This is a genomic window from Ornithinicoccus sp. (assembly GCF_057176825.1).
The window spans coordinates 195,704-212,295 of the sequence record NZ_CM169976.1; the positions used below are offsets into that span (position 1 = coordinate 195,704).

The 16,592-nt window shown below is 73.7% G+C and carries 20 protein-coding genes and 9 pseudogenes; 24 read left to right on the forward strand and 5 right to left on the reverse strand.

What is annotated here, in order from left to right:
* Window positions 1-190: 190 nt before the first annotated feature.
* The 8 genes and pseudogenes from AC1QRC_RS01010 to AC1QRC_RS01045 all read left to right on the forward strand — a co-directional run.
* A pseudogene (locus tag AC1QRC_RS01010) lies at window positions 191-457 on the forward strand (3'-5' exonuclease); the annotation flags it as partial.
* A 154-nt stretch (window positions 458-611) separates the two neighbouring features.
* Window positions 612-1,292, forward strand: coding sequence for a hypothetical protein (locus AC1QRC_RS01015; protein WP_484206729.1), 681 nt, complete (start codon window positions 612-614; stop codon window positions 1,290-1,292).
* 62 nt (window positions 1,293-1,354) lie between these two features.
* Window positions 1,355-1,813, forward strand: a complete 459-nt coding sequence (locus AC1QRC_RS01020) for a hypothetical protein (protein ID WP_484206730.1) — start codon at window positions 1,355-1,357, stop codon at window positions 1,811-1,813.
* On the forward strand, window positions 1,810-2,706 hold the full coding sequence (locus AC1QRC_RS01025; protein ID WP_484205017.1) for a hypothetical protein: 897 nt from the start codon (window positions 1,810-1,812) through the stop codon (window positions 2,704-2,706). Before AC1QRC_RS01020 ends, AC1QRC_RS01025 begins: the two co-directional genes overlap by 4 nt.
* A pseudogene (locus AC1QRC_RS01030) lies at window positions 2,676-2,876 on the forward strand (AAA family ATPase); the annotation flags it as partial. The gene AC1QRC_RS01025 and the pseudogene AC1QRC_RS01030, both read left to right, overlap by 31 nt.
* 97 nt (window positions 2,877-2,973) lie before the next feature.
* On the forward strand, window positions 2,974-3,642 hold the full coding sequence (locus AC1QRC_RS01035; protein WP_484205018.1) for an ATP-binding domain-containing protein: 669 nt from the start codon (window positions 2,974-2,976) through the stop codon (window positions 3,640-3,642).
* A gap of 12 nt (window positions 3,643-3,654) precedes the next feature.
* Window positions 3,655-3,972 carry a hypothetical protein gene (locus tag AC1QRC_RS01040; protein ID WP_484205019.1) on the forward strand — a complete coding sequence of 106 codons (318 nt, stop codon included), beginning with the start codon at window positions 3,655-3,657 and terminating at the stop codon, window positions 3,970-3,972.
* A gap of 4 nt (window positions 3,973-3,976) precedes the next feature.
* Complete coding sequence (locus AC1QRC_RS01045) at window positions 3,977-4,309, forward strand: hypothetical protein (RefSeq protein ID WP_484205020.1); 333 nt, start codon at window positions 3,977-3,979, stop codon at window positions 4,307-4,309.
* An 8-nt stretch (window positions 4,310-4,317) separates the two neighbouring features.
* Here the strand turns inward: AC1QRC_RS01045 and AC1QRC_RS01050 are convergent, their stop codons facing one another.
* The 4 genes from AC1QRC_RS01050 to AC1QRC_RS01065 all read right to left on the reverse strand — a co-directional run bounded on the left by AC1QRC_RS01050 (window position 4,318) and on the right by AC1QRC_RS01065 (window position 6,434).
* Window positions 4,318-4,647, reverse strand: a complete 330-nt coding sequence (locus AC1QRC_RS01050) for a DUF4333 domain-containing protein (protein WP_484205021.1) — start codon at window positions 4,645-4,647, stop codon at window positions 4,318-4,320.
* A gap of 58 nt (window positions 4,648-4,705) precedes the next feature.
* Window positions 4,706-5,239, reverse strand: coding sequence for a hypothetical protein (locus AC1QRC_RS01055; protein WP_484205022.1), 534 nt, complete (start codon window positions 5,237-5,239; stop codon window positions 4,706-4,708).
* A gap of 156 nt (window positions 5,240-5,395) precedes the next feature.
* Entirely contained in the window at window positions 5,396-5,986 is a 591-nt protein-coding gene (locus AC1QRC_RS01060) for an RNA polymerase sigma factor (RefSeq protein ID WP_484205023.1), read from the reverse strand.
* Between the two features lie 25 nt (window positions 5,987-6,011).
* Window positions 6,012-6,434, reverse strand: coding sequence for a VOC family protein (locus AC1QRC_RS01065; protein ID WP_484205024.1), 423 nt, complete (start codon window positions 6,432-6,434; stop codon window positions 6,012-6,014).
* A 95-nt stretch (window positions 6,435-6,529) separates the two neighbouring features.
* Between AC1QRC_RS01065 and AC1QRC_RS01070 the strand changes: the two genes are divergently transcribed.
* From AC1QRC_RS01070 to AC1QRC_RS01080, 3 genes and pseudogenes are all read left to right on the forward strand, one after another.
* Window positions 6,530-6,916 carry a helix-turn-helix transcriptional regulator gene (locus AC1QRC_RS01070; protein ID WP_484205025.1) on the forward strand — a complete coding sequence of 129 codons (387 nt, stop codon included), beginning with the start codon at window positions 6,530-6,532 and terminating at the stop codon, window positions 6,914-6,916.
* A gap of 46 nt (window positions 6,917-6,962) precedes the next feature.
* A pseudogene (locus AC1QRC_RS01075) lies at window positions 6,963-7,073 on the forward strand (WYL domain-containing protein); the annotation flags it as partial.
* Window positions 7,069-7,500 carry a helix-turn-helix transcriptional regulator gene (locus tag AC1QRC_RS01080; RefSeq protein WP_484205026.1) on the forward strand — a complete coding sequence of 144 codons (432 nt, stop codon included), beginning with the start codon at window positions 7,069-7,071 and terminating at the stop codon, window positions 7,498-7,500. The pseudogene AC1QRC_RS01075 and the gene AC1QRC_RS01080, both read left to right, overlap by 5 nt.
* Here AC1QRC_RS01080 and AC1QRC_RS01085 read toward each other — a convergent pair.
* Entirely contained in the window at window positions 7,463-7,801 is a 339-nt protein-coding gene (locus AC1QRC_RS01085; RefSeq protein ID WP_484205027.1) for a mycothiol transferase, read from the reverse strand. The two genes, AC1QRC_RS01080 and AC1QRC_RS01085, sit on opposite strands and share 38 nt — an antisense overlap.
* Window positions 7,802-8,203: 402 nt before the next feature.
* Here AC1QRC_RS01085 and AC1QRC_RS01090 point away from each other — a divergent pair.
* From AC1QRC_RS01090 to AC1QRC_RS01150, 13 genes and pseudogenes are all read left to right on the forward strand, one after another.
* Window positions 8,204-8,563, forward strand: a pseudogene (locus tag AC1QRC_RS01090) (solute carrier family 23 protein); the annotation flags it as partial.
* Window positions 8,564-8,667: 104 nt separating this feature from the next.
* Window positions 8,668-9,009 (forward strand): hypothetical protein, encoded by a 342-nt coding sequence (locus AC1QRC_RS01095; RefSeq protein ID WP_484206715.1) that lies wholly within the window; start codon window positions 8,668-8,670, stop codon window positions 9,007-9,009.
* Window positions 8,925-9,152, forward strand: a pseudogene (locus AC1QRC_RS01100) (solute carrier family 23 protein); the annotation flags it as partial. The gene AC1QRC_RS01095 and the pseudogene AC1QRC_RS01100, both read left to right, overlap by 85 nt.
* A gap of 285 nt (window positions 9,153-9,437) precedes the next feature.
* On the forward strand, window positions 9,438-10,154 hold the full coding sequence (uraD, locus tag AC1QRC_RS01105; RefSeq protein ID WP_484205028.1) for a 2-oxo-4-hydroxy-4-carboxy-5-ureidoimidazoline decarboxylase: 717 nt from the start codon (window positions 9,438-9,440) through the stop codon (window positions 10,152-10,154).
* Window positions 10,155-10,182: 28 nt separating this feature from the next.
* Complete coding sequence (locus tag AC1QRC_RS01110) at window positions 10,183-10,737, forward strand: 2Fe-2S iron-sulfur cluster-binding protein (RefSeq protein WP_484205029.1); 555 nt, start codon at window positions 10,183-10,185, stop codon at window positions 10,735-10,737.
* A 450-nt stretch (window positions 10,738-11,187) separates the two neighbouring features.
* Complete coding sequence (locus tag AC1QRC_RS01115; protein ID WP_484205030.1) at window positions 11,188-11,310, forward strand: hypothetical protein; 123 nt, start codon at window positions 11,188-11,190, stop codon at window positions 11,308-11,310.
* A gap of 382 nt (window positions 11,311-11,692) precedes the next feature.
* A pseudogene (locus AC1QRC_RS01120) lies at window positions 11,693-12,787 on the forward strand (molybdopterin cofactor-binding domain-containing protein); the annotation flags it as partial.
* A gap of 470 nt (window positions 12,788-13,257) precedes the next feature.
* Window positions 13,258-13,353, forward strand: a pseudogene (locus tag AC1QRC_RS01125) (molybdopterin cofactor-binding domain-containing protein); the annotation flags it as partial.
* 143 nt (window positions 13,354-13,496) lie between these two features.
* Window positions 13,497-13,613 (forward strand): annotated as a pseudogene (locus tag AC1QRC_RS01130) (hypothetical protein); the annotation flags it as partial.
* A 106-nt stretch (window positions 13,614-13,719) separates the two neighbouring features.
* Window positions 13,720-15,069 (forward strand): XdhC family protein, encoded by a 1,350-nt coding sequence (locus AC1QRC_RS01135; RefSeq protein WP_484206716.1) that lies wholly within the window; start codon window positions 13,720-13,722, stop codon window positions 15,067-15,069.
* Window positions 15,070-15,542: 473 nt separating this feature from the next.
* Window positions 15,543-15,668 carry a hypothetical protein gene (locus tag AC1QRC_RS01140; RefSeq protein WP_484205031.1) on the forward strand — a complete coding sequence of 42 codons (126 nt, stop codon included), beginning with the start codon at window positions 15,543-15,545 and terminating at the stop codon, window positions 15,666-15,668.
* Window positions 15,669-15,701: 33 nt separating this feature from the next.
* A pseudogene (locus AC1QRC_RS01145) lies at window positions 15,702-15,989 on the forward strand (amidohydrolase family protein); the annotation flags it as partial.
* A gap of 67 nt (window positions 15,990-16,056) precedes the next feature.
* Complete coding sequence (locus tag AC1QRC_RS01150; RefSeq protein WP_484205032.1) at window positions 16,057-16,401, forward strand: amidohydrolase family protein; 345 nt, start codon at window positions 16,057-16,059, stop codon at window positions 16,399-16,401.
* Window positions 16,402-16,592 lie beyond the last annotated feature (191 nt).

Sequence of the window (16,592 nt, forward strand, 5' to 3'; positions counted from 1 at the left end):
GTTCGACCGGCGCGGGGTCGCCGCGGTGATGGAGGCCGCCACCATCGACGGCCTGCCCGCCCGGGTGCTCGACCGGGCCGACGGGGAGCGCCGCCTCACCGATCTGCGGCACACCGCCCAGGCGCTGCACGAGGCTGCCGTCACCGGCCAGCTCGGCCTGGTCGCCCTGCTCACCTGGCTGCGGCAGCAGATGGCCGAGGGCCGCCCCGCGGGGACCAGCTCACGGACCCGGCGGCTCGACAGCGACGCCGCGGCCGTCCAGTTGGTCACCATCCACGGCAGCAAGGGGCTGCAGTACCCCGTCGTCTACCTGCCCTACCTGTCCGAGCGGCACCTGCCGAGGTCCATCGACATCCCCCTGTTCCACGGCCCCGAGCCGGAGCGGCTGCGCTCTCTCGACGTCGGCGGGCCCGACCCCGACACGTTCGCCGAGCATGTCGCGCGGCACCGCGCCGAGGAGGCCGGGGAGTCCCTGCGACTGCTCTACGTCGCGCTGACCCGGGCCCAGTCCCAGGTGGTGGCCTGGTGGGCCCCCAACACCAACACTGCCGGCCTCCGCGCTGCACCGCGTCCTGCTCGGGCGCACGGCCGGGGTCACCGAGGTGTCCGACGTGACCCACACCCCCTCCGACGACGAGGCCGCGCAGGCCCTCGCCGCGTGGGCCGCGGCGGGCGGGCCGTCCATCGAGCCGTCGGTGATCGCCGACCCCGTCGCGGCGGACCTGCCCACGACCACCGACGAGTTGGGCGTGCGCGAGTTCGGCCGACAGGTCGACACCGACTGGCGGCGCACCTCCTACTCCGCGCTGAGCCGCGCCCTGGAGCAGGCCGATCACCGTCCCGACGCGGTGGGCAGCGAGCCCGAGGAGCCGCCACGCGAGGACGAGCCACCCGCGGAGCTGCCGGTCAGCGACCTGCCCGCTCCCGACGCGTTGCTCCCCGACCCCACCCTGACCGTGCCCTCGCCGATGGCCGGGCTCCCGGTCGGCGCCACCTTCGGGTCGCTGGTCCACGGGGTCCTCGAGGAGGCCGATCCCGGCGCCGCCGACTTGCCGCCAGGAGCTGCTCGAGCAGATCGGGGAGCAGTTGGTCCGCTGGCCGGTGTCGCTCGACCGGGACGCGCTCGCCGACGCCCTGGTGCAGGTGTGCGACAGCCCGCTCGGCCCGCTGGCGGGCGACGCCACGCTGCGCGGGATCGGCCTCGCCGACCGGCTGCCCGAGATGGAGTTCGAGCTGCCGCTCGCGGGCGGCGACCGGGTGGACTACGACGCGGCGACGGTCCGACTGGGTGACATCGCCAGGCTGCTGCGCCGGCACCTGCCGGACGACGACCCGCTCATGCCCGTACGCCGAGTTGCTGGAGACCCAGCCGCTGCTCGCCGACCAGGTGCTGCGGGGCTACCTCACCGGGTCGGTCGACGTCGTGCTGCGCGTGGGCGACCGCTACCTGGTGGTCGACTACAAGACCAACTGGCTGGGCACGGCGGACACCGAGCTGACGGCATACGACTATCGTCCGGAGGCGCTGGCCGCGGCGATGGGCCACTCCGACTACCCCCTCCAGGCCCTCCTGTATGCCGTGGTGCTGCACCGGTTCCTGCGGTGGCGGCAGCCGGGCTACGACCCAGACCGGCACCTGGGCGGCGTGCTCTACCTCTACCTGCGCGGCATGTGCGGCCCGGGCACGCCCGTGGTCGACGGGCACCCGACGGGCGTCTTCTCCTGGCGTCCGCCGACCGCGCTCGTGCTCGAACTGTCGGACCTGCTGGACGGGGTCACCCCCGCATCCGACCTGACGGAGGGGACGGGATGAGCGAGCTGACCGATCCCGCCGACCAGTTCGACCGCCGGCTCGCGCTGACGGCCGACGGCCTGCTGCGGGAGTTCAACGACGCGGGCGTCCTCACCGCGGCCGACGTGCACGTGGCCCGTCGGCTCGGGGTGCTGGGCGAGGAGCATGACGAGCGCGTCCTGCTGGCCGTGGCACTGGCGACCCGTGCCGTGCGGCTCGGGTCCGTGTGCGTGGCCCTCGCCGCCGTGGCCGGCCTCACCGAGGTCGGGGACCTCGCGCCGGACCCCTCGCCCGCCGGACTCCCCTGGCCGGATCCGCAGGAGTGGGCCGAGGCGGTCGCGGCCAGTCCGCTGGTCGAGGCAGGGGTGCTGCGCTGGGAGTTCGACCTGCTCTACCTGGACCGCTACCGGCAGCAGGAGGTGCAGGTGGCGCAGGACCTGGCCGACCGGGCCTCCCGGCCGGCACCGACCGTCGACGAGACGGTGCTGGACGCGGGGGTGGTGCGGGTCTTCCCCGACGCCGGGTATGCCGAGCAGCGCGCCGCGTCGCTCCAGGCCGCCCGGCAGTGGACGACCGTGCTGACCGGAGGTCCGGGCACCGGCAAGACCACCGCCGTGGCCGGGCTGCTGGCCCTGCTCGCCGAGCAGGCCGAGCACGCCGGCGACCCGCCGCTGCGGATCGCGCTCGACCGCCCCCACCGGCAAGGCCGCCGCCCGGCTGCAGGGCGCCGTGGCCGAGGCCTCGGCCCACCTGCCCGCGACCGACCGGGACCGGCTGGGCCCCCTCACCGCCTCGACCGTGCACCGGCTGCTCGGGGTCCGGCCCGGACAACGGCACCCGCTTCCGCCACGACCGCACCAACCGGCTGCCGCACGACGTGGTCGTGGTCGACGAGACCTCGATGGTGTCGCTGACGATGATGGCCCGGCTCCTGGAGGCGCTGCGCCCGGACACCCGCCTGGTGCTGGTCGGGGACCCCGACCAGCTGGCCTCCGTCGAGGCCGGTGCCGTGCTGTCCGACCTGGTCGCAGGCCTGGGAGACGACGCACCGACGAGTTCGCCGGTGGCCGCGCTGCGCACCGCGCACCGCTACGGCCGGGAGATCGGGGCCCTGGCCGACGCGCTGCGCGCGGGCGACGCCGACGGCCGTCCTGGAGGCGCTGCGGACGGGCGGCGAGGCTGTGCAGTTCGTCGAGGTCGACGACGCGCTCGAGGCCGCCGAGGCGCTGCGCCCCCACCTCCTGCCCGCCGCGATCTCCCTACGGGAGCACGCCCTCCGGGGCGACCCGGCCGGGGCGCTCGCGGCGCTGGAGCGCCACCGGTTGCTCTGTGCCCACCGGGCCGGCCCGTTCGGGGTGCGCACCTGGAACCGGCGCGTCGAGCAGTGGATCACCGAGGAGACCGGCGACCCGTTGTGGGAGCCGATGTATCCCGGCAGACCCCTGCTGGTGACCGCCAACGACTACGGTCTCGGTCTCTACAACGGGGACACCGGGGTCGTGGTGCGGCCACCCGCCCCCGGCCCGGGCGCCACGGGCGGGTCGGCCCCGCCGGGCACCAACGCCGTGATCGCGGGAGCCTCCGGCACGGTGCAACTGGCCACCAGCCGGCTCTCCGACGTCGACACGATGCACGCCATGACGATCCACAAGAGCCAGGGGAGCCAGGCCGACGTCGTGACCGTGCTGCTGCCCGACGCGGAGTCCCGCCTGCTCACCCGGGAGCTGTTCTACACCGCCGTCACCCGCGCGCAGACCACCGTCCGGGTGGTCGGCTCCGAGTCCGTGGTCCGGGCGGCGGTCGACCGCCGGGTGCAGCGGGCGAGCGGCCTGCGCCACCGGCTGGCCTGACACACTGTCCGGATGAGCCAGGGGGATCACGGTCAGCCACCGGCCCCTCGCATGTCCCCGGGCCGGATCGTCGCGGCCGTCGTTGCAGTGCTCACCGCCGTGCCGACGGCCGTGGGGGCCTCGTTCGTCGTGCTGAGTCTCTCGACGGACGGGGACGTCCACGGGTACGTGCTCATCGGCGGACTCATGCTCCTGGTGCCCGCGGGGCTGGTCTTCTGCCTCGTCCTCCCCCTGGCATTCGCGCCGGGACGCCGGGTCCGCTACTCGCTCACTGTCGTTGCCGTGCTGGCGCTGGCACTGGTGGCCTACAGCATCTCCCTGAGGATGTGAGCCGATGCCCGACCAGGACACGCGCCCCCGCACCGACGCCCCGAGGCCGGAGCCCTACCGTCCGTTCGCCATCCTGGTGAGCGTGCTGGCGACGGCCTTCATCCTCGTCTGCGTCTGGGCGGTGCTGGCCAGTCCGCCGGTCGAGGAGGGGCCAGACCCACACGGGAACCGCCGGATCTTCGCCTTCGTCCTCATGGTGCCCGGCGCCCTGGCGCTGATCCTGGCCCTCCCCTGGGCGCTGCCGCGGGCCTGGCGCAAGGTCACCCTCTCGGTGTCCCTGACCATCGTGGGGCTCGCCGTGCTGCTCGTGGTCTGGGTGAACCTGTTCGGCCCCTGAGCCCGGAGTCAGTCGGGGTCGCCCACCGCCAGCGGCTCCAGGCTGTACCGCACCTCGTCGTCCATCACCTCGACGGCCTCCACCCGGATCCGGTCCACCTGCTCGCCCGCCTCGTCGACACCGACGATCTCGACGTCACAGATGACGGTCGCCCCGACCTCCGGGGGCAGCCCGTCCCGGCAGTCGACCGACTCCAGTTGCAGCCCCTGGCCCTGCGCCTCGTCGCGGATGCTGTCCTCAAGGTCGCCCGCGGACACCTCCCGGCTGCACCCGGTCAGGCCGAGCACGGCGAGCGTCAGTCCGGCGACGACATACGGGGCACGTCGGGTGCGGGGCATCGGATCTCCTCGTTCGGGGCTGTCCTGCGCCCACACTAGGCGACGGGGGTCCCGCCCTTCACCAGCGCGCGGTCGACCAGACCTGCCCGGACTCCCCGACCAGCTCGACGGCCTCGACCTCACCTGCCGGGCCGGACACGACCCAGCTGTTCACCCGGTCGGGATCCAGCTGCCAGGTGCCGACGTCGGCACGGGAGCCGTCGGCGAGCACCAGCCGGCAGGTGTAGCTGGCGCCCGGCGGGCCGTCGGTCACCTCGACCACCCACACCTCCTGCCCGTCGGCGATGCTGGGCGCGACCCTGCCGACCGTGGTCCCGTCGGCCGTGAGCAGCGCCCCGGGCTCCGGCGTCACCGTCGCCGTGGCCGAGGGCGTCGACGGCGGATCCGCCTGCGGGGCTCCCCCGCCGACGGCACCGATGGCAAGGGCTGCACCGGCCACCAGCCCGACGACGCCCGCGGCGACCGCCGGCCAGGCACGCCCCCACCACCTGGGTCGACCCTCCGCGACGGGATCGGAGACCTCCTCGTGGGCCAGCGCCGCCAGCACGCGGGAGCCGAAGCTGGGCGGCGGAGCGACCCTGGGGACCGCCACCAGCGTCTGCTCGATCGCGGCGGCGACGATCGTCGTACTCCCGACGGCAGGCGGCGCACCCGGCCAGGTGCTCCACGAGGGCGTCCTCGGACGGACCTGCGCCGTGGCCCAGCGCCAGGTCCAGGATGACGTCGCCCCCCGGGTGTCCGGTCGACGTCACGGCGCGCCTCCCTCGTCCTCGGAGGCCAGGGCGGCCTCACGCAGCCTGCGCAGCCCGGTGCGGATCCGGGTCTTGGCGGTCCCGAGCGGGATGCCCTCACGGTCGGCCACCTCGGCTGCGGTGCACCCACCGATCACGGCGAGCACGACGGCCCGGGCCTGGTCGGGGGCGATCCGGTGCAGCCCGCGCACCGCCCGGGCGGTCTCCAGCCGGTGCAGCGCGGTCTCGGCGAGGTCGGGCTCGGTCAGGGTGTCCTGCACCAACTGGGTCAGGAACGCTTCCTCGGTCGGCACCGCGCGCCGGGTGCGCACCGCGTCGATCGCCGCGTTGCGGGTGATGGTCAGCAGCCAGGTCAGGACCGAGGCCCGCCGGACGTCGTAGCTGCCCGCCGCCCGCCAGGCCCGGACGAAGACCTCCTGGCTGACGTCCTCGGCCAACCCCGGGTCCCGGGTGATCGCGACGGCCATGCCGAAAACGGCGCCCTGGAACCGCCGGACGAACGCGGCGCAGACCGCAGGGTCCTCCAGCGCCAACCCGGCCAGCAGGGCGGCGTCGTCGGCCCGGTCCGCGCGGGAAGGTCCGGCCATGGTTGAGAGTACGTCGCGGGGCCCGTCAGGGATTGCGCGCCGCGAGGACGTCGAGGTAGTGCTGGTTCTCCATGATCCCGAGCACGTTGCCGAACGGGTCCCGCACCGACGCCGTGACGAAACCCGGCCCGCGCTCGGTGACCGGCTCCAGCCCGGCGGCCCCCAGGTCGAGCAGCCGACGGTGGGCGGACCTCACGTCGTCGACGGCCCAGTAGGCCACCGAGGCGCCACCGCCTGGGCCGTCGGCGGCGCCGTCCTCGGGCCAGTAGCGGCGGTCCATGATGCCGAGCTCGTGGGTGTAGTCGCCGATCCGGAACTCCACGTAGGCGGGCGGGCCCTCCTCGGGGCGGCGGAAGTAGGGCTGCGTGCCCAACACTCCGGCATACCAGTCCGCCGCCTCCGCGACGTCCTCGGCGGTGTAGACGATCGTGCTCAGTCCTCGCAGCATGGTGCTTCTCCTCATCGGTGTCGGTTGACCTCGTCACCCCACTCTGGCGTCGAAAGTGCTCACCTTCTGACTACTTTTCGTGACACGATTCCGAGATGCGCGCGGACCGGCTCGTCGCGGCGCTGCTGGTGCTCCAGCAGCGCGGCAGGGTCACGGCCGCCCAGCTCGCGGACGAGCTCGGGGTCTCCCTCGCCACGGCCCGCCGCGACCTGGAGGCGATGGCGAGCGCCGGCATACCCGTCTATCCGCAGGCCGGACGGGGTGGCGGTTGGTCCCTGGTGGGGGGAGCACGCACCGACCTGAGCGGGCTCACCGCACCGGAGGCGGAGGCGCTGTTCCTCCTCGTCGGCCCCACGGCCGCCGCCTCGGAGGAGGCGAAGGGCGCGGTGCGCAAACTGGTGCAGGCGCTGCCGAGCACGTTCCGGTCGGGAGGCCCAGGCTGCCGCCGGGGCGACGCTGACCGACCCCACCCGGTGGGGTGAGACCGCCCGGCCCCGCCCCGCGGTCGTGGACGAGCTGCGGTCGGCGGTGATCCGGGCCCGGTCGGTCGACCTGGGCTATCGCAACGCCAGGGGCGAGACCAGCAGCCGCCGGATCGACCCGTGGGTCGTCGTCGACAAGGACGAGACCTGGTATGTCGTGGCCGGCACCGACCGCGGTCCCCGCACCTTCCGGGTGGACCGCGTCACCTCCGTGCACACCACCGACGCGACCGTTCGCGCGCCCGGACCCGGCCACCCTCGAGGCGGCCTGGGCGCAGGTGGTCGAGGAGGTCGAGGCGCGCCGGTCCCGGACCTGGACCACGGTGCTGGTGCAGGAGCAGTTCGCCGACGTCCTGGCGCACCAGTTCGGCCGGCACGTGGTCCGGGAGGAGGGCGCCCCGGCAGGTCGCGCCCGGTTCCGGCTCGGCGCGCCGACGGCCCTGGACCTGGCCCGCAACCTCGCGGGCTGGGGTGGCCTGGTCGAGGTGCTCGAGCCGGCGGAGGTCCGGGACCACCTGGCCCGGATCGGTCGTGAGCTCCTCGCGGCTACTCGCCCGTCGCGCCGTCGATCGACTCCCGGATGAGGTCGGCGTGCCCGCAGTGTCTGCCGTACTCCTCGACCATGTGGAGCAGGATGTAGCGCAGGTTGACCGGCTCCCCCTCACGGGGCCGCGCGGGCCGCCACCGCGTCCAGGCCCTGCGGCCGGGCGAGCGCGTCCGCCGTGACCCGCTCGGAGGCGGCGACCGCGGCGTCGAAGCGGGCGAGCAGCTCCTCCGGCGTCTCGTGGGCCGCGCTGGTGAAGTCCCAGTCGTGGCTCGGCGTCCCAGTCGACCCCGGCCCACGGCTCGGACTCCTCCTCCCCGAGGAACACGCAGGAGAACCACCAGTTCTCGACGAGCGCCAGGTGCTTGAGCAGCCCTCCGAGGGTCGAGCTCGGAGGGCGGGTGCCGGGTGTCCAGCTGCGCCGCGTCCAGCCCCTCGGCCTTCATCCGCAACGTGTCGCGCAGGAACGCGACGTATGCCGTGAGGAGGGTCGCCTCATCACCCTGAGGCGGTGGATCGGTCCGGTGCGGTGGGGCTCATGCGGCCCGAGGCTAGTGCCGTGGGCCGTCGGCCCGCACGCGATATTCCGACCCCTTGACGGACGCCGCAACCCTCTCTACATTATCCCCTCAGCGGAATCTGATTTTCGCATGGCGGTATACGCCGGCTCAGCCGGCTCGGACCAGCTGCCACAGTACGTAGTGCCGCATCGAGTCACGATCGCGGTCCGAGGAGTGCCAACGATGTCCTCCACCTCATCCCCTGCTGCATCCCCCGACTCTGTCGAGACCGCACCCCGCGCCACCCACCCGGTGGACGAGGTCCTGCCGGTCCCCAAGCTTGCCATCTACGGCACCCAGCACGTCCTCGCGTTCTACGCCGGGGCCGTGGTGGTGCCGATCCTGCTGGCGAACGCGATCGGCCTGACCACCGAGCAGCTCATCCACCTGATCAACGCCGACCTGTTCACCTGCGGGATCGCCTCGATCATCCAGTCGGTCGGCTTCTGGAAGGTCGGGCGTGAAGCTGCCGCTGCTGCAGGGCGTCACCTTCACCGCCGTGTCGCCGATGATCGCGATCGGCCTGGCGGCCGGCGGCAGGCACCGACGGGCCTGCTCGTCATCTACGGCGCGGTCATCGTGGCCGGGCCTGTTCACCTTCTTCATCGCGCCCTACTTCAGCCGCGCTCATCCGGTTCTTCCCGCCCGTGGTCACCGGCTCGGTCATCACCATCATCGGCCTGGCGCTGCTCCCGGTCGCGGCCACCGACGCCGCCGGCGGCGCGGCCCACTTCGAGCCCACGAACCTGCGCAACCTGGCCTACGCCCTCGGGCACGCTGCTGCTGATCGTGGTCATCCAGCGCGTCTTCAAGGGCTTCATGGCCACGATCGCGGTGCTGGCCGGGCCTGGTCATCGGCACCTTCGTGGCCTGTGACCCTGGGCGACGCCACCTTCGACGCCGTCGGCGAGCCTCCGACTGGTTCGGGGTCACCACCCCGTTCTACTTCGGCTGGCCGAAGTTCTCCTTCGCCGCGATCGTCTCGATGATCATCGTCATGCTGATCACCGCGGTGGAGACCACCGGTGACGTGTTCGCCACCGGCGAGATCGTCAAGAAGCGGATCACCAAGGACGACATCGCCCGGGCGCTGCGGGCCGACGGCCTGGCCACCACCATCGGTGGCGTCCTGAACTCCTTCCCCTACACCTGCTTCGCCGAGAACGTCGGCCTGGTCCGGCTCACCCGCGATCCGGAGCCGCTTCGTGGTCGCCGCCGCCGGCGTGATCATGATCGTCCTGGGCGTGCTGCCCAAGGCCGGTGCGCTGGTCGCGGGGATCCCGCACCCGGTGCTGGGCGGCGCCGCGCTGGCGATGTTCGCCACCGTCGCGCGTGGTCGGCATCCAGACCCTGTCCAAGGTGGACTTCGACGACCACCGCAACGTGGTGATCGTGGCGCAGCAGCCTGGGCCTGGCGATGTACGTCACCGCCGTCCCGGAGGTCGCCCAGTCGGTGCCGAGCTGGGCCGAGATCCTCTTCGGCAGCGGCATCACCATCGGCAGCATCACCGCGATCGCCCTCAACTTCGTCTTCTTCCACGTCGGCAAGAGCTACGGCCCCGCCGTGGCCGGCACCCCCGGCGACCTGATCCGGCTCGACCAGGTCAACTCCATGGGCGAGGAGGACTTCACCGAGACCTTCGGCGGCATCTTCCAGGGCCCGACCTGGCCGGTGGAGCGCGCCTACGGGCTGCGGCCGTTCTCCGACACGGTGGACCTGCGCCGTGCCTTCCAGGAGGCGCTGTTCACCGCCACCACCGAGGAGCAGTTGGACCTGATCAACAGCTACCCCGACCTCGGCGCCGCGGGCGGGCACCGCAACCCGGACTCGCTGCGCGACCAGTCCTCGCTGGGGCTGGAGCGGCTCGCCGACGAGGAGCACGAGGAGATGTCCGAGCTCGCCGCGGCCTACCGCGAGCACTATGGCTTCCCGCTCATCATCTGCGTGCGCGAGCAGACCTCGGTCGAGGACCTGCTGCGGGGCGGCTGGGAGAGGATGGGCAACCCGGAGGTGCAGGAGCACGCCGCCGCACTCGTTGAGGTGGCGAAGATCGCCGGTCACCGGTTCGATGACCTGGTGGCCGGGGCGAACCCGATCCACTCCGCCCGCAAGCGGACGATCGGCTCGGAGTGACATGATGGGCGACAGAGGAGCAGGAGCGATGACAGCGTTGCACGCCACCGTGAACGGCAACCAGGCCTCCCTCGACGGGGTCAGGCCGCACACCACCGCGCTCAACTGGCTGCGCGACCAGGGCCTGACCGGCGCCAAGGAGGGCTGCGCCGAGGGCGAGTGCGGGGCGTGCGCGGTCCTGGTGGCCCGCGCCGGACGAGAACGGCGGCACCCGCTGGACCGTCGGTCAACTCCTGCCTGGTCCCCGCGGCGTCGCTGGACGGGCAGGAGGTCGTCACCTCCGAGGGCCTCGTCCGCCGCGGCGGCGCTGCACCCGGTGCAGCAGGAGATGGCGGTGCGCGGCGGCTCGCAGTGCGGCTACTGCACCCCCGGCTTCGTCTGCAGCGATGGCCGCCGAGTTCTACCGGCCCGGCCGCTGCGGCTCCGCCGAGGGCGGCTGCCCGGGCTCGGCGGGGCACGAGGGCAAGGACGAGCACGAGACCGGCCCGAACGGGTTCGACCTGCACGCCCTCAGCGGCAACCTGTGCCGGTGCACGGGCTACCGCCCGATCCGGGACGCCGCGTACGCCGTCGGGTCGCCTGACGGAGGACGACCCGATGGCCCGGCGGCGCGAGCGAGCCCGCCCCGCCGCCGGTCGCCACCGACCATGCACGACGGACGAGGGCGCGCTTCGTGCGGCCCGCCGACCTCGCCGAGGCGCTGGAGGCTGCTCGCGCGAGCGAGCCGGACGCCACCGCTGGTGGCCGGCGCCACCGACTACGGCGTCGAGGTCGAACATCCGGGGCACCGCGTCGCGCCGCTGGTCGTGGCGATCGACCGGCTCCCCGAGCTGCGCACCTTCACCGAGCGGCACCGAGCACGATCGAGCTCGGTGCCGCGCTCACGCTCTCCGAGATCGAGCGGCGGCCTCGACGGCCGCGGTGCCGCTGCTGGACGCGCTGTTCCCGCAGTTCGCCTCCCGGCTGATCCGCAACGGCGCCACGCTCGGCGGCAACCTGGGCACCGGCTGCCCGATCGGGGACAGCGCCGCCGGTGCTGCTGGCGCTCGACGCCGACGCTGGTGCTGGCCTCGGTCGCGCGGCGACCCGCGAGGTGCCGCTGGCGGACTACTTCACCGGCTACCGGCGAGACCGTGCGCGAGCCGCGGCGAGCTGATCGCGCGCGGTGCGCATCCCGCTGCCGCTGCTGCCGGCACGACCGCGTTCCACAAGATCGCCAAGCGCCGCTTCGACGACATCTCCAGCGGTCGCGGTCGGCGATCGCCGCCGACGTCGTCGACGGCGTGGTGCAGCGAGGTCCGGATCGGGCTGGGCGGCGTGGCCGCCACGCCGATGCGCGCCCTGCGACGACCGAGGAGGCGCTGCGAGGGCCGGCCCTGGGACGCTGGAGACGCGTCCGCCGCGGCCGTCCCCTGCTGGCGGCCGAGGGCACCCCGATGGACGACCACCGCGCCAGTGCCCGCTACCGCGCCGCGATGCTCGAGCAGAGCCTCGCTGCGCAAGCTCTACGCCGAGTCCACACCTGAGGAGGTCGGAGCATGAGCCACCTGTCGCCAACGCCCCGCAGTCACGCGGTCCGTCGGGCTCGAGATCCCGCACGAGAGCGCGCGCCGTGCACGTCACCGGCGCGGCCCTCTACACCGACGACCTGGTCGGCCGCAGCGCCCGGAGCGCTGCACGCCTACCCGGTCCAGGCGACCGCACGCCCACGCCCGCGTCACCGCGATTGCGACGTCGAGCCCGCGCTGGAGGTGCCGGGCGTCGTGCGGGTGCTCACCGCCGAGGACGTCCCGGGGGTCAACGACGCCGGCGTCAAGCACGACGAGCCGCTGTTCCCCACCGAGGTCATGCTACTATGGGCACACGCGGTGGCGTGGGTGCTCGGCGAGACGCTGGAGGCGGCCCGGCTGGGCGCCGCGGCCGTCGAGGTCGAGCTACGAGGTGCTGCCCGCCGCTGGTCACGGTGCGCGAGGCCATCGACGCCGGCAGCGTTCCAGGGCGCCGCGCAAGCACGCTGTCCCGCGGCGACGTCGACGCCGTCCATGGACGACTCGGCGCACCGTGTTCACCGGCGAGTTCGAGTTCGGCGGGCAGGAGCACTTCTACCTCGAGACCCACGCCGCGCTGGCGCTGCGTCGACGAGGCGCGGCCAGGTCTTCGTGCAGTCCAGCACCCAGCACCCCTCGGAGACCCAGGAGATCGTGGCGCACGTGCTGGGCCTGCACAGCCACGAGGTCACCGTGCAGTGCCTGCGGATGGGCGGCGGCTTCGGCGGCAAGGAGATGCAGCCGCACGGCTACGCCGCGATCGCCGCGCTGGGCGCCACGCTGACCGGCCGCCCGGTGCGGGTGCGGCTGAACCGCACCCAGGACATGACGATGACCGGCAAGCGGCACGGCGTTCCACGCCACCTGGGAGGCCGGGCTTCGACGACGACGGCCGGATCCGTGGCGCTGCGCGCCACCATCACCGCCGACGGCGGCTGGAGCCTGGACCTGTCCGAGCCGGTGCTGGCCCGGGCGCTGTGCCACATCGACAACGCCTACTGGGTCCCGAACATCGAGGTGCACGGCCGGGTCGCCAAGTCCAACAAGACCTCCCAGACCGCGTTCCGCGGCTTCGGCGGCCCGCAGGGCATGCTGGTGATGGAGGACCTGCTCGGCCGGGTCGCCCCGCCGCTCGGGCTGACCGCCGAGCGAGATCCGGCGAACGCAACTTCTACGCCCCCGGCGCAGACCACGCCATACGGACAGCCCGTCCGGCACGCCGAGCGGATGCACAAGATCTGGGACGCAGGTCATGCGAGCACGAGCGACTTCGCGGCCCGGTCGGCCGCGGTCGCGCGAGTTCAACGCAGCACCCACGAGCACGCCAAGCGGGCGATCGCGGCCACGCCGGTGAAGTTCGGGATCTCCTTCAACCTCACGGCGTTCAACCAGGCCGGCGCGCTGGTGCTGCGTCTACAAGGACGGCTCGGTGCTGATCAACCACGGCGGCACCGAGATGGGCCAGGGCCTGCACACCAAGATGCTGCAGGTGGCCGCCACCGCCCTCGGCGTGCCGCTGAGCGAAGGTCCGGCTCGCCCCGACCCGCACCGACAAGGTGCCCAACACCTCCGCGACCGCGGCCAGCTCCGGCGCCGACCTCAACGGCGGTGCGGTGCAGAACGCCTGCGAGCAGATCCTCGAGCGGCTGACGCGCAGGTCGCCGCCGGCCAGCTGGGGCGTGCACCCCACCGACGTGCCGCTTCGAGCGACGGCCAGCGTCACCGGCCTCGGGCGCTGGAGAAGCGCTGACCTGGGACGAGCTGGTCGCACGCCGCCTACTTCCAGCGGGTCCAGCTGTCCGCGGCCGGCTTACTACCGGACCGAGGGGCTGCACTGGGACGCCGAGACGCATGCAGCGGCGAGCCGTTCAAGTACTTCGCCTACGGCGCCGCGGTCACCGAGGTCGAGGTCGACGGCTTCACCGGCGCCTACCGCACCCGGCGCGTCGACATCGTGCACGACGTCGGCGACTCGCCTGTCCCCGCTGATCGACCTCGGTCAGGTCGAGGGCGGCTACGTGCAGGGCGCCGGCTGGCTGACCCTGGAGGAGCTGCGCTGGGACACCTCCGACGGCCCGCACCGGGGCCGGCTGACTCACCCAGGCGGCCAGCACCTACAAGCTGCCGAGCGTTCTCGGAGATGCCCGAGGAGTTCAACGTCGACGCTCTTCGCGCGACGCCCACGAGGAGCGGCGTGGTCTACGGCGGCAAGGCCGTCGGGCGAGCCGCCGCTGATGCTGGCGTTCGCGGTCCGGGAGGCGCTGCGGCAAGGCGTGCGGCGTCGTTCGGCCAGTCCGCAGGACCGTCCGACCGAGCTCGGCTGCCCCGTCCACCCCGGAGGCCGTCTACTGGGCGCTCGACGCCGCCCAGCAGGAGGCCGAGCCGCAGACCCGGCACACCGCCGGGCAGGCCGCGCCCGTCGCCGCCCCCGGGCAGGTCCGCCCTGCCGCCGCAGCCTCCGCCTCCGCCCCGCAACCGGCGCCACAGCCGGCCCTCACCGCGGAGTAGGTCGTGGCCACCTGGTTGCAGGCCGTCACCCGGCTGCGCGCCTCCCGCACCGCCCGCGGTGCTCGTCACGGTCGTCGACCGTGCGCGGGCACGCGCCGCGGGACGCCGGCGCCAAGATGGTGGTCGACGGCCCGGGAGGTCCACGACTCGGCATGGGCGGCGGGAACCTGGAGGAGACCGCGATCGCAGCGGGCCCGGGAGATGCTGCACCGGCGAGCGCGCCGACGCCGGAGGAGATGGACCCTCGGGCTCACCGAGCAAGGCAGTCAACCGAGCACGGTATGCAGTGCTGCGGCGGTGAGGTCACGCCTCCTGCTGGAGCCGCTCCCGGTGGTCCGGCCGCCGTCGCGATCTTCGGGATGGGCCACGTCGGGCATGGAGCTGGCCCGGATCCTGTCCCGGCCACGACCTGGAGCTCTACCTGGTCGACAGCCGCGCCGACCAGGTCGCCCCCGAGCGTCTCGCCGCGCTGGGCGACTGCCCGGCGCCGCGTGCACGTGCCACCACGCCCGCCGTGCCCGAGTTGGTGCTGCCGCGCCAGGCTGCCGCACGGCACCCACGTGCTGGTGCTCACCCACGACCACGGCGAGGACGCCGCCCTGTGCGACGTCGCGCTGCGCTGCACCCACCTGGGCTCGATCGGCCTGATCGGCTCGTCGCGCCAAGTGGGCCCGGTTCCGCAAGAAGCTCGCCGAGGAGGGGCACGACCGAGGACGACCTGGCCCGGATCACCACCCCCGATCGGCGTGCCCTCGACATCAGCGGCAAGGACCCCGCGACGATCGCGCGTCAGCGTGGCCGCCGCCCTGGTGCCGGCGTTCGCACAGGCGCCCCACGGCATACGGCAGGGATCCCGGTGACCACGCTCTACCGGGCCCGGGTGCTGGACACCCCGCAGAGCCCGTTCACCGGCGGCACGCTGCGCTCCGACGACGACGCCGGCGCTGCTCGTGCGAGGACGGCGCCATCGTGGCGCGCGGGCCGTTCGCCGAGGTCAGCGCGGACCACCCGGACGCGCGAGGTGGTGCGACCTGCGCGACGGGGTGCTGCTGCCCGGCTTCGTCGACACGCACGTGCACTTCCCGCAGGTCCGGGTCGATCGCCGGGCTCGGGGATGCCGCTGCTGGACTGGCTCGACGCACTGCGCGCTGCCGGAGGAGGCCCGGCTCGCCGACGCGGGCTACGCCCGGGGCGTGGCCGCCGACTTCGTGCGCGGCCTGGTGGACGCCGGGCACGACGACGGCGCTGGTCTTCGGCTCGCACTTCGCCCCGGCCGTCGACGAGGTGTTCAGCGAGGCCGCGCGCGACCGGGCTGCGGATCACCGCAGGTCTGGTGCTCAGCGACCGGATCCTGGAGCCGGCCGAACTGCTCACCGACCCCGGAGCGGGCCTACGCCGAGGGTCCCGGGCGCTGCGCCGACCGCTGGCACGGGACGGGTCGGGCCGCGGTATGCCGTGACCCCCCGGTTCTCGCCTCTCGGCCAGCGACCCGATGCTGGAGGCCTGCGGGGCGTTGCTCAAGGACGTCCCCGGCTCCTGGTTCACCTCCCACGTCAACGAGAACCCCGCCGAGGTCGCGACCGTGGCCGAGCTGTTCCCCGACGCCCACGACTACGTCGACACCTACGACCGGCACGGGCTGGTCGGGTCCCGCAGCGTGCTCGCGCACAACGTGCACCCGTCCGACCGGGAGCTGGCGGTGCTGGCCGACCAGGACGCCACCGTGGCGCACTGCGCCACCAGCAACGCGGCCCTGGGCAGCGGGCTGTTCCCGCTGCGCCGCCACGTCGAGCACGGGGTGCGGGTGGCGCTCGGCTCCGACGTGGGCGCGGGCACCGGGTTCTGCGATGCTCAAGGAGGGGCTGCAGGCCTACTTCGCCCAGCAGCTGCTCGGCGAGCAGGGGCTGCCGCTCACCCCGGCGCACCTGCTCTGGCTGGCCACCCGCGCCGGTGCCGAGTCGCTCGGGCTCGGCGAGGAGGTCGGCGACCTCTCCCCCGGGCGGCAGTTCGACGCCGTGTGGGTGCGCCCGGCGCAGGGCAGCACCCTCGACGTCGGCCTGCGGCACGCACCCGACGCCGACAACGCCCTCGCCCGGATCTTCGCGATGGCCGGCCCCGCCGACCTGGCCGGAGTGTGGATCGGCGGCGACCGGGTGAGTGACGGTCGGCACGGGGCGGGCCAATTTTCGTAGCGGGTTTGCCGTCTCGACCCGCATCTTCGTAGCGGATTTGCTGCCGTCGGCGCGCAGTGTCATGCGCTTCCTGCGCTATGGCCCCGGTTCTGCAAGACCGAGATCGCATGACGGTCCCGGCAGCGCGCGCCCGACGCCGTCGACCACCGGCTGAGTGAGGGCCGGTTGGGCTGACCCACCCGGCCGGCTCA